This is a genomic window from Citreicoccus inhibens (assembly GCF_019039035.1).
In the GTDB taxonomy this organism is placed as follows: domain Bacteria; phylum Myxococcota; class Myxococcia; order Myxococcales; family Myxococcaceae; genus Citreicoccus; species Citreicoccus inhibens.
This window is the reverse complement of record NZ_JAHNZT010000004.1, coordinates 206738-220275: the sequence shown is the minus strand read 5'-3', so window position 1 is coordinate 220275 and position 13538 is coordinate 206738. Positions and strand designations below refer to the sequence as shown.

Below are 13538 nucleotides of genomic sequence, written 5' to 3'. Positions count from 1 at the left end.
AGGCCATGAGCGGGCGAGCGGGCGCATGGGTGGCCCGCCCGAGCCGCCGTGCACACGTTGCTGCCTGAGCGTGCCCTCCGCCAACGCCATCGTCGCCCTCCGCGAGCTGCTCGACACGGAACTCGAGCGCATCACCCGCCTGTGGGCCAAGCGCCTGCGCGCGGAGACGTACGAAGTGGACATCCCCGGCAAGGACCTGCGCGCGCCGCTGCGACGGCTGCTGACCGAGCTTGCCCGGCTGCTCAAGGACCGGGGCGAGGACGCCATCCGCTTGTGGCCGGAGGTGGTGCGCTCGCACGGGGCCTACCGGTACGAACAGAACTTCGAACCGGAGGACCTCACGCGCGAGTTCAAGTCGCTCGCGGAGGTCATCTTCTACGTCTACGCGCGGCGCAACGGGCGGTTGGATTCGCACGTGGCGGAGCTGGTGTCCGAGCTGGTGTGGGAGGCGGACGCGTCCGCACAGGCGTCCTACGCGCGCGTGCTGAAGACGGAGGAGGTGCGCTTTCGCGAAGCCGCCGTGATGGAGTCGGTGCTCAACCACGTGGACGTGGGCATCCTCCTGGCCGAGGTGGACGGCACGGTGTCCTTCGTCACGCCGCCGGTGAGCCGACTGATGGGCGTGCCCATGCGCGCGGTGGTGGGCGCGCGGCCCGTCATCTCGATGGCGCCCGTGCTGTCTCAAGTCAACGCGCGCCACCCGTCCGACGAGCCGTTCCACGCGCAGGACATGCCGTACCTGCGCGCGCTCAGGGAGCACGGCCCGGTGCGCGGGGTGATGATGCGGGTGGAGCGGCCCGACGGCGAGGAGGCCGCCCTGGAGCTGTCCGCCACGCCCGTCTGGGAAGAGGAGGGCGAGCTGGCTGGCGTCATCCAGACCTTCACGGACCGCACCGAGTCCGTCAACAAGACCAAGGCGCTGGAGAGCGCGCACGACGAGCTGCGACGCCTCCAGGGCCAGTTGTTGCGGCGCACGCGGCAGCAGGCCCTGGGGCAGTTGGCCAGCGGCGCGGCGCACGCGCTCAACAACTTCCTCAACGTGCTGAGGCTGCGCATCACGCTCTTGCAGCGCGAGTACAAGCCCGAGCACCTGGAGGCGCTCGACAAGACGGTGCGGCAGATTGGCGAGCTGGTGGCGCGGCTCCAGGAGTTCAACGTCCAGCGCACGGAGGAGCGGCTGTCCGACGTGCCGGTGGACCAGACGGTGCGCGAGGCGCTGGAGCTGTCGCGCGGCGAGCTGGAGCAGCGCGACCACCCCGTCCACGTGGAGCTGGACTTGCGGGGCCCGGGCGAGGTGCGCGCCGACGCGGGCTTCTTCCGCGAGCTCATCGTGAACCTGTTGTTGTCCGCGCGCGACCGCATGGAGGACGGTGGCACGCTGCACGTCTCCACGCGGCGCGAAGGTGACGCCTGGCTGTCCCTGCGCATCGAGGACCAGGGGCCGCCCTACGAAGTGGACGAGCTGGCTCGGCTGTTTGATCCGCTGCGCCGCGACCCGGGGGCGCCCCAGCTCTCGCTCTACCTGGCGGTGGCGCGCGCGCAGGTGCAGCGCTGGGGCGGTGAGCTGTCCGCGGAGAACTCCGAGCGCGGACCGGGCGCGGCCTTCGTGGTGCGGCTGCCGCGCGTCACGGAGGCGCGTGCGCCCACCTCCGCGCCCGCCGCCGAGGGCGAGACCCGGCCGGAGCCGAACCGGCGCTTCCAGCAGACGCGCAGCGTGCTCGTGGTGGATGACGACCTGGACAACGCGCGGATGATGGCCGAGGTGCTGACCGAGGAGGGCTACGACGTGCAGGTGGCCCACAGCCCCGCGGTGGCGCTCCAGTTGTGGGACCGGCGCCGCTTTGACGCCGCGCTGCTGGACGCGGTGATGCCGGAGATGTCCGGCTGGGAGCTGGCGAAGGCGCTGCGCGAGCGCTCGCCCCAGGCGCTGCTGGCCATCGTCACGGGCATGGACGTGCGAGGACAGAACCGCGCCAGCCTCGCGCTGGTGGACGCGGTGTTCCGCAAGCCCATCGACGTGGGCGCCCTGGATGACTTCCTCGGGCGGCAGGGCGCGCCGCAGCCTCCGGACGCGGACCCGGGGCTGGGCGGGGCCGAGGCCCCCCACTAGAGTCCGCGCCGTGACGTCCCCCCTGGAACTGGAGCACCTGCGCCGCAAGGTCGAGTCCGGCGCCGTGCTGGCCGACGCGGAGCTGGTCGCGCTGCGCGACGCGGCTCGGATGGGCAGCGGCCCCACGCCTCGGCTCGTGGTGGCCCACGCGCTCGTCAACGCGGGCGCCGAGCGCGAGGCCCTGCCGCTCTTGGAGGCCCTGCGCCGCGACTTCCCGCGCGACATCCCGGTGCGGCTGGGGCTGGCGCGCGCGCTGCTCGGGCTGGAGCGGCACGGCGACGCGGAGGTGGAGCTGCGCGACGCGATGGCGCTCGGGCCGGATGACCCGGAGGTGCTCAAGGTGCTCGCGGTGCTCGCGCTCCGTCGGGGCGAGGCCGAGCGCGCCCGCGCCTACGTGGCGGATGCGCTCGCGCGCGACCCGTTCGACGCGGAGACGCGGCTGTTGAAGGAGGAGCTGGAGGCGGTGGACCTTCCGCCGCCCCCCACGCCGCAGGAGCAGGTGCTGCGCCCGGAGTTCACCGCCGCGCTGGCCGCGGCGCTGGGGCGCGCGGGGGTGGCCTTCCGCCGACAGGGCAAGGACCTCCTGCTCAAGCTCGCGACGGGCGGCGTGGGACGGGTGGACCTGGGCTCGCTCTATGGCGCGTATCGCGAGGCGCCCGGGACGCGAGGGCTCACGGCCTACGTGGACGCGCTCGCGGCGCGGCTGGGTGGGTTGTCCTCGGAGCTGGGGGAGGCGGACGCGCGGCTCGAGGCGCGCCTGCGTCCGGTGCTGCGTCCGGCGGACTTCCCGGCGGGCGCGGTGGGGGCGCTGCACCGGCCGGGGCCCGCGGGCCTGGACGTATTCTACGTGCTGGAGGATGCGGACTTCGTGCGCTACCTGCCGACGTCCGCGCTGGAGGGCGCGGGGCTGACGGCGGACGCGGTGGACGCGGCGGCCTGGCGCAACCTGGAGGCGCGCCCCGCGCCGGTGCACCCGGTGGTCATCGACCAGGGCGAGGTGCGCCAGGCCGAAGCGTTCACCGGACTCTGGGCGGTGGCCGAGGGAGACGGGCACGACGGCGCGCGGCTGCTGACGCGCGCGCAGTGGCGCCGCGTGGTGTCCCAGGCCGGAGAGGGGCCGCTCCAGGTGAGCCTGGGGCGGCGTGAGCTGGTGCTGGTGTGCCGCGAGTCGGACGAAGCCTCGCGCGAGGCGCTCCTCCGCCTGGGGCATGCGCCGGACGGCATCCCGGGCCTGTTCCGGCTCTCCGCGGACGGACTGTCGCGCGCGTGACGCTTCAGCCGGCCGTGCCCAGGGGCAGGCGGTCGACGAAGCGCACCTCTCGGTAGCCCAGGGTGACGAGGAGTGCGCGCAGGGCGCGCTCCGCGGACTGGCGGGCACGCTCCTGGAGGCGCGCGTCCTCGCGCACCTCGCGCTCGAAGGCGAGGCGGGCCTTCTCCAGCAGCTCGGCCGTCTGGGCGCTGTCCAGGTTGGAGTCGATGATCTCCGTCTCGCCGGGCCGCAGCGAAACCTGGACCTCCAAGGGCGGCAGGACGACGTCCACGCGGGTGCCGGTGACGCGGAGGCTCTCCGGGCCAAAGCGCTGGAAGTCGAAGCCCAGGTGCGCGTCCGCGAAGACGATGGCGCGGCCGTGCGGGTCCTGGAGCGTGTAGCGCGCCCAGGCGATGACGTCCTTCCAGAGCGCGTCCTGGGCCTCGGGCTGGGGCGTGAAGACGACCTTCTTGTAGAGGGAGACGTCCAGCGTCTCCAGGCGCGCGACGTCGCGCATCTGCTGCACCACCGAGGGGGTGTCCGGCAGCGAAGGCGAGGGCGGACGGAGGAGCAGCCATGTGCCCGCCGCGCCGAGCACCGCGGCGGCGAGGACGCTGAGGACTCGCGAGAGGCGCGCCATCCGCGCAGTGTATCCGCTTCCCACGGACGGGCGTCTGGGGCAGCGTGTGCATTCATGCACAGACAGTGGGGGGGCCCTGGGGCCCTGCCCGTGGAGCTGACGGACGCGGAGGTCGAGGCGCTGGGCGCGCGCGGCTACTTCCTGCGGACGTCGCTCCTCGGAGAGGTCGAGGCGCGCTCGGTCCAAGATGAGGCACGCGCTCGGGTGTCCGCGGGGACGTTGCATCCCGCAGGCATCCGGCGCGGCGCGGACCGCACGGTGGATTCACACGTGCGAGGAGACCATGTGGATTGGGTGCTGCCCCAGTCGGGCTCGGCGCTCGGGACGTTGTGGGAGCGATTTCAGGCGTTGGGCGAGGCGTTGTCCTCCGGCGCCTATCTGGGGCTGGGCCGCTTCGACCTCCAGCTCGCGTGCTACCCCGGCGGAGGCGCGCGCTACGCTCGGCACCTGGACGCCTTTCCGGGCCAGTCCAACCGGCGGGCCACGGCCATCTGGTACGCCAACTCGGACTGGAAGCCCGCGCATGGGGGCCAGCTCCGGCTGTATCCGGACGGCGAGGACCCCGTGGAGGTGCCGCCCCGGCTCGACACGTTGGTGGTGTTCCTGAGCGAGCGGCTGGAGCACGAGGTGCTGCCCACGCACGTTCCCCGGCTGGCGCTCACCGCGTGGTACTACGGGCGCGATGCCGGCTGAGCACGCCATGAGTTCGCGCGTCATCGTCACCGAGGACGACGAGGGGCGTCGCTCGCTGCGGCTCAGCGAGGGCGGGGCGCGGCAGAGCACGGTGCGTCCCGGCGAGCCGCTGCGGTTGGAGCTGCCCTACACGCGCATGGCCATGGTGGGCCTGGCCTTCGTGCCCGAGCCCGAGAGCGTGCTCGTGGTGGGGCTGGGGGGTGGGGCCATCCCGATGTTCCTGCGCGCGGTGCTGCCCGAGGTCCACATCGACGTGGTGGACAACGACCCCGAGGTCGTCGACGCGGCGAAGACGTACTGCGGCTTCCAGGAGGACTCGCAGCTGCGCGTGCACGTGGCGGATGCCCGGGCCTTCATGGACGCCGAGGGGCCCGAATACGGGCTCATCATCCTGGACGCGTTCGACGCGGAGAACATCCCGCGTCACCTCGCCACGCGGGAGTTCCTCATCGCCACGCGGGCGCGGCTGGCTCGCAACGGCGCGGTGGTGGGCAACTTGTGGGAGTCCGCCGCCAACCCGCACTACGCCGCCATGGTGCGCACCTACCAGGTGAGCTTCCACGGCGTGTCCGTCTTCGAGGTGCCCCCCACCACGAACCGCATCCTCGTGGGCCTGGAGCGGCCGGAGCGCTACTCCAAGGCGGCCCTGGTGGCTCGGGCCGAGCGCGTGGAGCGGGAGCGGGACCTGCCCTTCAAGCTGAGCACGCTGGTGGCCCGGCGCTATCGCCCCCTTACGCAGCGGCAGAAGGGCGCGCGGGTGATGACGGACGCGGGGCTGGAGTAGCCGCGCTCAACCCGGCGCTGGCGGTTCGCGCTGCGCCAGGGCTCGGGCGCGCAGGCCCTCGAAGTCGGGCACGAAGGGGCGCTCGAGGACGAGCCGGGGCCGGGAGATGCGGTCCATGCGGAACATGCGCGCCGCGTCCCGCTCGACGTCCAGCGCGAGCACGTACCAGACGGGGGCCTCCACCAGCAGGCCGTGCGGCTCCACGCAGCGTCGGCTCGGCTGGCCATGGCGGTCCCGGTAGTCGAAGGACAGGCACACCTGCGCGGCGAAGGCCCGCTCGAACACGCCGAGCAGCTCCTCCGAGGGCGGTCCCACCTCCGCCAGCACGCGCGAGGAGGCGGGGCGTCCCACGACCACGCGCTCGCAGAGGGCGCGCAGGTGGCGGGCCCTCTCGCGGGGCACGCTGGCGAACAGCTTGTGGAGCGCCGAGCGCGTGCTCCGGCTCCAGGGCAGCCCGGTGGCCGTGGCCGACAAGCTCGCGGCCAGCCACAGCGAGGTCACCTCTTCCGGTGAGAGGTGCACGGCGGTGACCCCGCGCGCGCCCTCCAGGCGCACGCCTCCGCCGGGCCCTGGGTCGCTCTCGATGGGGTGTCCCATGCCGCGCAGCGTGGCGAGGTCCCGGTGCACCGTTCGGGCGCTCACCTTCAGCGCGGAGGCAATCTCCGCGACCGGGGTGGCCTCGCGCCCGCGCAAGAAATCCAACAGTCCCATCACCCGCTCGGTCCGAACCATTGGTGACAGTTTCTGTCAGGGATGGCCCGTACTCAATGCGGCGTTGGACGCGCACTGCCGCGCGCCAGCGACTTGGGAGGGATGTCATGCAAGGGCCCGTGGGAGCGCTGTACGTGGACGACGGGGGAAAGGGTGGGGTGCCGGTGGTGTTCGTCCACGCCAGCGCGGGCAACACCGGGCACTGGGCGGCGCAGCTCGCGCACCTGCGCCGGCGTCAGCGGGCCATCGCGTTGGACTTGCGTGGGCATGGGCGCTCGGCGCTGTCCTGGGATGGGCGCTACTCGGTGGAGGCGCTCGCGGAGGACGTCGAGGCGGTGGTGCGGGGCTTGGGCCTGACGCGCTACGTGCTGGTGGGGCACAGCCTGGGCGGGGCGGTGTGCGTGGCCCAGGCCGCCGCGCACCCGGGCGCGGTGGCCGGGCTGTTCCTCCTCGACCCGGCCTCGGACGGTCGGGACATGCCGCCCGAGCAGGCCCAGGGGCTCATGGCCGCGCTCGCCTCGGACGACTGGGCGCAGGTGGTGGAGCAGTTCTGGTCACCGATGCTCGCGGACTCGCGCCCCGAGGTGCGGGCGCGCATCGTGGCGGACCTGCGGCGGACCCCGCGCGAGGCGGTGCGTGGACCGCTGGGGGCGCTGCTCACCTTCGACCCGGTGGCGGCGCTGAAGCGCTACCGGGGGCCTCGGCTGAGCGTCGTCACGCGGTTCAACGACGCGCCGGGTTCGTATCACCGGCTCGTGGCGGACCTGCCGTCGCGGCCCATGGAGGGCGTGGGGCACTGGGTCCAACTGGATGCGCCCGAGGCGGTGAACGCCGCGCTGGACGCGTTCCTCGCTCAGCTGGGGGGCGCCAGCAGCACGACGGAGTAGCCCACCGCCGTGCGTGCGCCCGCGTTCTCGTAGGAGTGCTTCTGGTCGCCCCGGAACACGACGACGTCGCCGGGCGCGAGCACGAAGCGCTCCCCGCTGGCCACGAGGATCATCTCGCCGGACTCGCAGGCGAGGTACTCGCGCGTCCCGGCGGTGTGCGGCACGCCGGTGAGGCGCACCTTGGGGGGCAGCTCCACCCGGTCGAACTCCATGCCGGGGAGCGGATCCGGCAGGAGCTTGCGCAGCATGCCGGCGCCGCGCATGCGCACGGGCAGGCTCTCGCGTGGGTAGTGCCGGGCGTTCGCGCGGGGCCGGGCCAGCAGCTCCTCCAAGGAGACTTGGAGGGCCGCCGCGGCCTTGTGCAGCACCGTGAGGGTGGGATTGGCGGCGCCAGACTCCAGGTGGGCCCAGGTGGCCCGAGGCACGTTCGCCAGCTTCGCGAGCTGGGCCTGGGTGGCGCCGCGGCGCTCGCGCAGGGTTCGGATGTTGCGTGCCAGTCGGCCCGCCAGGTCCTCTTCGGTGTCGCTCATGTATTGGCAATCTGCCAAAGGAATGGCGCGCGTTCCAACGAATGGGCAGGCCTGAGGTAATGCGTCTCGCGTCCGGAGGTGTTCGCATGAGACTCGTAGGAACTGCGGCGCTGGTGACCGGCGCAAGCCGAGGGCTCGGGCTGGCTTTGGTGGGCGCCCTGGCGCGGCGCGGGGTTCGCGTGGTGGGCGTGGCGCAGGATGGGCAGGCGTTGGAGGCCGCGCTCCATCCCCTGCGCGAAGAGGGCCTGGAGGTGTACGGGCTGGTGTCTGACGTGGCCGCCGCGGGAGCGGTCCAGCCGCTGGTGAGCGTGGCGACGTCGCTGGTGGGCCCGCTGGATGTGATGGTGCACACCCCGAGCACCGTGGGGCGCACGCCGCTGTCGCCGCTGCTGGACACCGCGGGCGACTACCTGACCAGCGTGCTGGAGACGAACGTGATGGGGTCGTTCCGCATCACCCAGGCCATCGCGAAGGCCATGGTGCGGCGAGGGCGGGGACTGGTGGTGCACGTGTCCTCGGGCGCGGTGGTGCAGCCGCGCTGGGGCGCTGCGGGCGTGTCCAGGGCGGCGCTGGAGCACCTGGGCCGCCTCTGGGCCGCCGAGCTGGAGGGCACCGGGGTGCGCTTCCTCTCCGTGGACCCCGCGGAGCTGGACGTGCGGATGTGCCCGGACGGCGTGGCGGCGCGGCTGGTCGGGGTGGTGGAGCAGCAGGCCGAGGCCCTGCCTTCGGGCACGGGCCCGGAGCCGTCCCTGCCGAAGGCCGCGTGACGCCTCCGGTCGGCGCACCCTGTTACTGCGAGAGCATGGGCTCCAGCTCCACCTTCACCCAGCCCGGCTTTCGCAGGTCGAAGTTGCGGTAGGCCTCGAGCGCGCCCGTCATGGGCTCCACGTGGCTGAGGACCGAGGTCGGGTCCACCGCGCCCGAGCGCACCAGCTCCAGCAGCCGGGGGATGTACGGGCGGTGGTTGCAGTGGCCCATGTTGACCGTGAGGTTCTTGTTCATCGCCTCGCCGATGGGGAAGCTGCGCGCGGTCTCCGGGTAGACGCCGATGATGGACAGGGTGCCCGCCTTGGCCAGGGCGGCGACGGCCCAGCGCAGCGCCTGGGAAGGTCCGTCCCCTGGCACCCAGTTGGCGCCCGAGGGCTTCGCGTGGGGCGTGGTGGACCGTTGCTCTTGCTGGAAGCCGGCCTTGTCCGCTCGGGCCTTCAGGCCGCCGGGGCCGTGGTGCGGATGCACGGCGTCGATTCCCACCGCGTCGATGGCGCGGTCCACGCCGATGCCCCCGGTGAGCCGCCGCAGCGCCACCACCGGGTCCTCCTTGTCGAAGTTGATGACCTCCGCGCCCTGGGCCCGGGCCAGGTCCAGGCGGTCCGGATGGCAGTCGATGGCGAACACGCGGCCGGCGTGCATCAGCTTCACGCTGGCGATGGCGAACAGCCCCACGGGCCCGACGCCGAACACCGCCACGGTGTCGCCGGGGGTCACCTCGGCCAGCTCCGCGGCCATGTAGCCGGTGGGGAAGATGTCGGAGATGAGGATGGCCTGCTCGTCGTTGACGCCCTCGGGGACGCGCACCAGCCCCACGTTCGCGAAGGGCACGCGCACCTTCTCGGCCTGCATGCCGGGGAAGCTGCCCGAGGACTCGGGACCGCCGAAGAAGGCCGTGCCAGAGCCGTGGGGGTTGGCCACGTCGCACTGCGAGGTGTAGCCGGCCCGGCAGTACACGCAGTTGCCGCAGGCGATGGTGGACGGGATGACCACGCGGTCGCCCACGTCGAAGTTGCGCACGTCGTCGCCGAGCGCCTCGATGTAACCCACGCCCTCGTGCCCGAGGATGGTGCCCGGCGTCATCCCCGGCAGGGTGCCGCGAATCATGTGCAGGTCCGTGCCGCAGATGGCGCTCGCGCTCAGCCGGACGATGGCGTCGGTGGGCTGCTCGAGGCGCGGCTCGGGCACGTCGTCCAGTCGGATGTCGCCCACTCCATGAAAGACCACCGCTTTCATCGCGCGCTCCTGGCCCGAGGGGCCACTCCGAGGACCGTGGGGCTCATGGCGAGCCCCGCGCCTCGGACGCTGGACATGGCGGGGGTGGGGGGCAACGCGCGCGGGCCTCCCCGTCGGACGGCGTCCAGGGGGACGGGCGGCGCTAGCGCTGGGGGTGGTGCACGTGGAAGGAGATGCGCTTGCCGAAGACGCGGCGGAAGGGCAGCACCTCACGCTCCACGTTCCACAGCTCCAGGTCCACGGGCTGGCGCGTGGTGAGGTGGATGGCCACGCCGTCTCGCCCGTGGCTGGCCTTCAGCGCCTTGATGGGCTGGTGGTGGCTGCGGTCCAACGAGTCCGCCACGCGCAGCAGCGTGGCGAGCTTGCGCACGGTGCGGACCTCGGCCGGGGTGAGGCCCTCCATGCCCGAGTGTCGTGGGTCGGGCGGGCTGCGGCGGTGGTAGCGGGCGACGCGGGCAATCACCTCGCGCTCGCCATCCGCGAGGCCGGGGATGTCCGCGTTGCGGATGAGGTAGTACGTGTGCTTGTGGTGGCGCTCGTAGTTGACCGCGTTGCCAATGTCATGGAGCAGCGCCGCCGCCTCCAGATGGGGCCGCGCCGACAGCGGGAGCTGGTGCAGCGCCGCGAGGTCATCGAAGAGGGCCAGCGCCAGCCGCGCCACCTGCCGGGCGTGCTTCTCATCGAAGAGGAAGCGCCGGCCGATGACGAGCGCCGCGTCAGCGAGGCTGTGGTCGTCGCGCGTCTCGTCCTGACGGTAGAGCAGGTCCACCAGCAGGCCGTCTCGCAGGCCGCGGTTGACCACGCTCACCGAGTCCACGCCCAGGTGCTTCACCACGCCTTCGAGGATGACGGCGCCGGAGGTGATGATGTCCGCGCGGCGCGGGTCGAAGCGCTTGCGCCGCCGCTCCGGGGTCAGGTCCGCCAGCGTCTCCACCGCCTGGGTGAGCTGGCGCGCGGTGGCGTTGCCGCCGTTCTCTCCCGCCGCGAAGGACACCACCGCGTTGATGGTGCCCGAGGAGCCCAGGGCCACCTTGGGCAGCGGGGGCAGGTCCGCGGGCAGCGTCTTGCGCAGGACCTCGGACACGAAGCTGCGCATCAGGCGCAGCTGCTTGGGCGTCACCTTGCGGGAGGCGTCGAACACCTCGGTGAGCCGCACCGAGCCGAGCGCGAGGCTCCAGAGGTTGTCGGGTCGCTCGCCCACCGCGGTGGCGACCTCGGTGCTGCCGCCGCCGATGTCCACGAGGAGCGAGCGGGTGGACGCGGGCTTGCGGTGCAGCACGCCCAGGCAGATGAGGCGCGCCTCCTCCTTGCCGCTCACGACCTCCAGGTGGAGCCCGGCCTCCTCGTGCACGCGCCGGACGATGTCCTCGCGGTTGCGCGCCTCGCGCAGGGCGCTGGTGGCCACCGCGCGCACCTGGGCCTTGTGGCGCCGGCACAGCGCGGCGTAGCGCCGCAGCGTGGAGAGCAGGCGATCGGCGGTCTCCGCCGGCATGAGGCCGGTGGCGAAGACGCCCTCCCCGGGGCGGATGGGGTCTCGCTCCTGGTGCAGCGTCTCCAGGGCGCCGTCCGCGTCGGGCCGCGCCAGCTCCAGGCGCACGGCGTTGGTGCCCACGTCGATGGCGGCGAGGACGGGATGGTGAGGGGGCTTGGTGGAGGGAGCAGGCATTGGGTCGCGCGCGGAGTCTAGGGCCTCACAACGCCCGAGCGCAGCGGTTCCATTCTCGCTCGCTCCGGGGCGGGTCGCTCCCGTGACAGCCGCGTGAACTCCGCGCCCGCTCCCTCGGAGCTCAGGAGTGCGCGGAAGGAGGCTCGGCTTCGCGCGCCAAGGCGTCGGCGCGAATCCGCCGCGAGGACTCCTGGAGCTCCCTCCACGCGCGCTCGTACTCCGCCCGAGTCTCCGCCCAGCCTTTGCCCCGCGCGCTGCCCAGCCGCTGGAGCAGGTCGCTGGTGGTGAGGAAGCCCTGCCGGAAGAACTCGACCTCGCGTCGGGTGAGCAGGGCGTCCTCGGCGCGGGTGCGGCGCAGGGCGGCGGTGTGCGCGTCGAACTGCGCGCCCAGCTGTCGCAGCTCGGCCTCCCGCTTGCGTCGGTAGCCCTCGCGCAAGGCGCTGGCGCGGGACTCCGCGCTCCGGAGAAACGAATCGGTGCGGGTGCGGAGCCGCTCCAGGCCGTCCTTCAGCCGCTGGAAGTCCTGCGCATCCGCCTGCCTCAGCGCGGCCAGCTCGCGGTCGAAGTCCTGCTCACGCTGGCGGGCGCCGGTGAGCTCGGCGAGGGCCTCATCCGTCCGCTCGATGTCGGCCTGGGCGCTCAGTTCGTCGATGCGCGCGGACAGCTGCTGCTTCTCCGCCTCCAGCTTCCGCAGGTACGCCTCTTGCTCGGTCATGGCCTCGTCCTCCCGCTGGCGCGCCGACCGGCCGTGGCCGTGGCGAGGCGCGCGTGCCCGAGGAAGGGTGAGGCCGCTTCATGCCGAGCGCATCCGGACGTCGTGGCGCTCGGGACTCCCGGGTCGGCGGACGGCGTGCGCGCGGAGGGCCGGGCGCCTCGCTCTCCCGGGACGCGTCAGCGCACCCGGCGCCGGCCGACGAAGTTCGCGAAATGCTCGGCCAGGCGCGCCACGGTCAGCCCCACCACATCCAGCAGCCAGCGCTGGAGGCGGGAGCGACCGCACTCGTTCAGCGTGACGGCGCGGGCGCGGGCCACGTGCTGCGTGAGCCACGTGGTGGCCTGGGCCGCGATCCCCGCCTCCTTCACCTCCACCAGCGTCTCCAGGTTCACCAGCGACAGCGGATCCAGGTTGAAGCTGCCCACCAGCACCGTGCAGCCATCCATCACCGCGGCCTTCGCGTGCAGCGTGGAGGCCGTCCACTCGTGGATGTGAACCCCGGACTTCAGCAGCGAGTGGTACAGCCGCATGGTCGCCGCGCGGGCGAACACCACGTCGCTGCGCCCGGCCAACAGCAGCGACACCTTCACGCCCCGCCGCGCCGCGCGCTTCAAGGCCTTCACGAAGGCGCTGTCCGGCAGGAAGTACGCGTGCGCGAGGATGACCTCCTGGGTCGCGCGTTCGATGGCGGACAGGTAGCGCTTGCGCAGCCGGTGGCCGCCGCCGAAGCCGGAGAGGAACACGCTCACTGGCCCCGAGGTCAGCTCGGACGTGCCCGCGTCCAGGTGGGCCCCGAGCTGCTGGCAGATGTCTCCGCGCAGCTCCAGCGCCAGGTCCGCCCACCCCGGGTCGTCTCCATGCGCCGCGTAGTCGTCCCCGATGTTGATGCCGCCGAGGAAGGCCACCGCGTCATCGACGAGGAGGATCTTGCGGTGGTTGCGCCAGGCGCGACCGGTGAAGAACGACGTCAGCGGGTTGTAGACGCGCACCCGCGCGCCCGCGTCGCGCAGCTCCGCCGACAAGAGGTGGCTGCTGTTCACGCTGCCCCAGCCATCCACCACCACCTTCACGTCCACGCCGCGCCGGCACGCCGCGATCAACGCGGCCACGAAGCGCGAGCCCACGCCCTCGCGCTCGAAGGCGTAGACCTCCAGGTGCACGCGTCGCTGGGCGCCCGCGATGGCCTCCAGCATGCGCGGATAGGCCTGGGCCCCCCCGTCCAGCAGGGTGAAGTCCGGGCTGTCCGCGGTGGGCGACGGAAGCGGCAGTGCGTCAGGGGGCACGGCGGAACTCACGCGCGGTCCTCCTGGCGCCGCGGCGCGTGCCCGGCGGGCCTGCTGCTGTCATGGAATTTGTGCGACCCGGGTGGAGGCATGCGTGGGTCGGTGCGGCGGGCTCCGAGGGAGACGCGCGGGAGGAGCGGGTGGGTACGGCGCATGGTCTTTCGAGTGTAGCGCGCCGGTCATGACACACGGGTTGTGTCTCACCGTGTGTCGTCGCACCTGCCCGAGGAGGAAGCGGGCCCGGGGCATCGACGCTCGCGGCTCGA

General features: G+C 72.9%; 13 protein-coding genes. 6 read left to right on the top strand and 7 right to left on the bottom strand.

Features of this window, described 5'->3' with window-relative positions; genetic code table 11:
- Nucleotides 1-25: 25 nt before the first annotated feature.
- The gene (locus KRR26_RS07360; RefSeq protein ID WP_120205948.1) at nt 26-2110 is read left to right on the top strand and encodes a hybrid sensor histidine kinase/response regulator; all 2085 of its coding nucleotides are present in this window, start codon (nt 26-28) and stop codon (nt 2108-2110) included.
- Between the two features lie 10 nt (nt 2111-2120).
- Complete coding sequence (locus KRR26_RS07355) at nt 2121-3380, top strand: tetratricopeptide repeat protein (protein ID WP_233576880.1); 1260 nt, start codon at nt 2121-2123, stop codon at nt 3378-3380.
- Nucleotides 3381-3384: 4 nt separating this feature from the next.
- On the opposite strand, the gene KRR26_RS07350 is transcribed toward KRR26_RS07355, so the two are convergent.
- A complete protein-coding gene (locus KRR26_RS07350) occupies nt 3385-3999 on the bottom strand; it encodes a DUF4230 domain-containing protein (RefSeq protein WP_217079461.1) in 615 nt (204 codons plus the stop codon).
- 54 nt (nt 4000-4053) lie between these two features.
- Here KRR26_RS07350 and KRR26_RS07345 point away from each other — a divergent pair, with 54 nt between their 5' ends.
- Entirely contained in the window at nt 4054-4692 is a 639-nt protein-coding gene (locus tag KRR26_RS07345; protein ID WP_233576881.1) for a 2OG-Fe(II) oxygenase, read from the top strand.
- 7 nt (nt 4693-4699) lie between these two features.
- Nucleotides 4700-5476: a spermidine synthase gene (locus KRR26_RS07340; protein ID WP_233576882.1), complete on the top strand. Its 777-nt coding sequence runs from the start codon at nt 4700-4702 to the stop codon at nt 5474-5476.
- A 6-nt stretch (nt 5477-5482) separates the two neighbouring features.
- On the opposite strand, the gene KRR26_RS07335 is transcribed toward KRR26_RS07340, so the two are convergent.
- Nucleotides 5483-6208: a helix-turn-helix transcriptional regulator gene (locus tag KRR26_RS07335; protein WP_120205964.1), complete on the bottom strand. Its 726-nt coding sequence runs from the start codon at nt 6206-6208 to the stop codon at nt 5483-5485.
- Between the two features lie 86 nt (nt 6209-6294).
- Between KRR26_RS07335 and KRR26_RS07330 the strand changes: the two genes are divergently transcribed.
- On the top strand, nt 6295-7074 hold the full coding sequence (locus KRR26_RS07330) for an alpha/beta fold hydrolase (RefSeq protein ID WP_120205965.1): 780 nt from the start codon (nt 6295-6297) through the stop codon (nt 7072-7074).
- Here KRR26_RS07330 and KRR26_RS07325 read toward each other — a convergent pair.
- Nucleotides 7041-7604, bottom strand: a complete 564-nt coding sequence (locus tag KRR26_RS07325) for an XRE family transcriptional regulator (protein ID WP_120205967.1) — start codon at nt 7602-7604, stop codon at nt 7041-7043. The two genes, KRR26_RS07330 and KRR26_RS07325, sit on opposite strands and share 34 nt — an antisense overlap.
- Nucleotides 7605-7690: 86 nt before the next feature.
- On the opposite strand from KRR26_RS07325, the gene KRR26_RS07320 reads away from it, so the two are divergent.
- Nucleotides 7691-8371: an SDR family NAD(P)-dependent oxidoreductase gene (locus KRR26_RS07320; RefSeq protein ID WP_217079460.1), complete on the top strand. Its 681-nt coding sequence runs from the start codon at nt 7691-7693 to the stop codon at nt 8369-8371.
- 22 nt (nt 8372-8393) lie between these two features.
- On the opposite strand, the gene KRR26_RS07315 is transcribed toward KRR26_RS07320, so the two are convergent.
- From KRR26_RS07315 to KRR26_RS07300, 4 genes are all read right to left on the bottom strand, one after another.
- Complete coding sequence (locus tag KRR26_RS07315) at nt 8394-9608, bottom strand: zinc-dependent alcohol dehydrogenase (RefSeq protein ID WP_120205970.1); 1215 nt, start codon at nt 9606-9608, stop codon at nt 8394-8396.
- Between the two features lie 142 nt (nt 9609-9750).
- On the bottom strand, nt 9751-11274 hold the full coding sequence (locus KRR26_RS07310) for a Ppx/GppA phosphatase family protein (RefSeq protein ID WP_120205972.1): 1524 nt from the start codon (nt 11272-11274) through the stop codon (nt 9751-9753).
- 121 nt (nt 11275-11395) lie between these two features.
- A complete protein-coding gene (locus KRR26_RS07305; protein ID WP_120205974.1) occupies nt 11396-11989 on the bottom strand; it encodes a hypothetical protein in 594 nt (197 codons plus the stop codon).
- Between the two features lie 176 nt (nt 11990-12165).
- Nucleotides 12166-13284: a phospholipase D-like domain-containing protein gene (locus KRR26_RS07300; protein ID WP_328707073.1), complete on the bottom strand. Its 1119-nt coding sequence runs from the start codon at nt 13282-13284 to the stop codon at nt 12166-12168.
- Nucleotides 13285-13538: the final 254 nt, after the last annotated feature.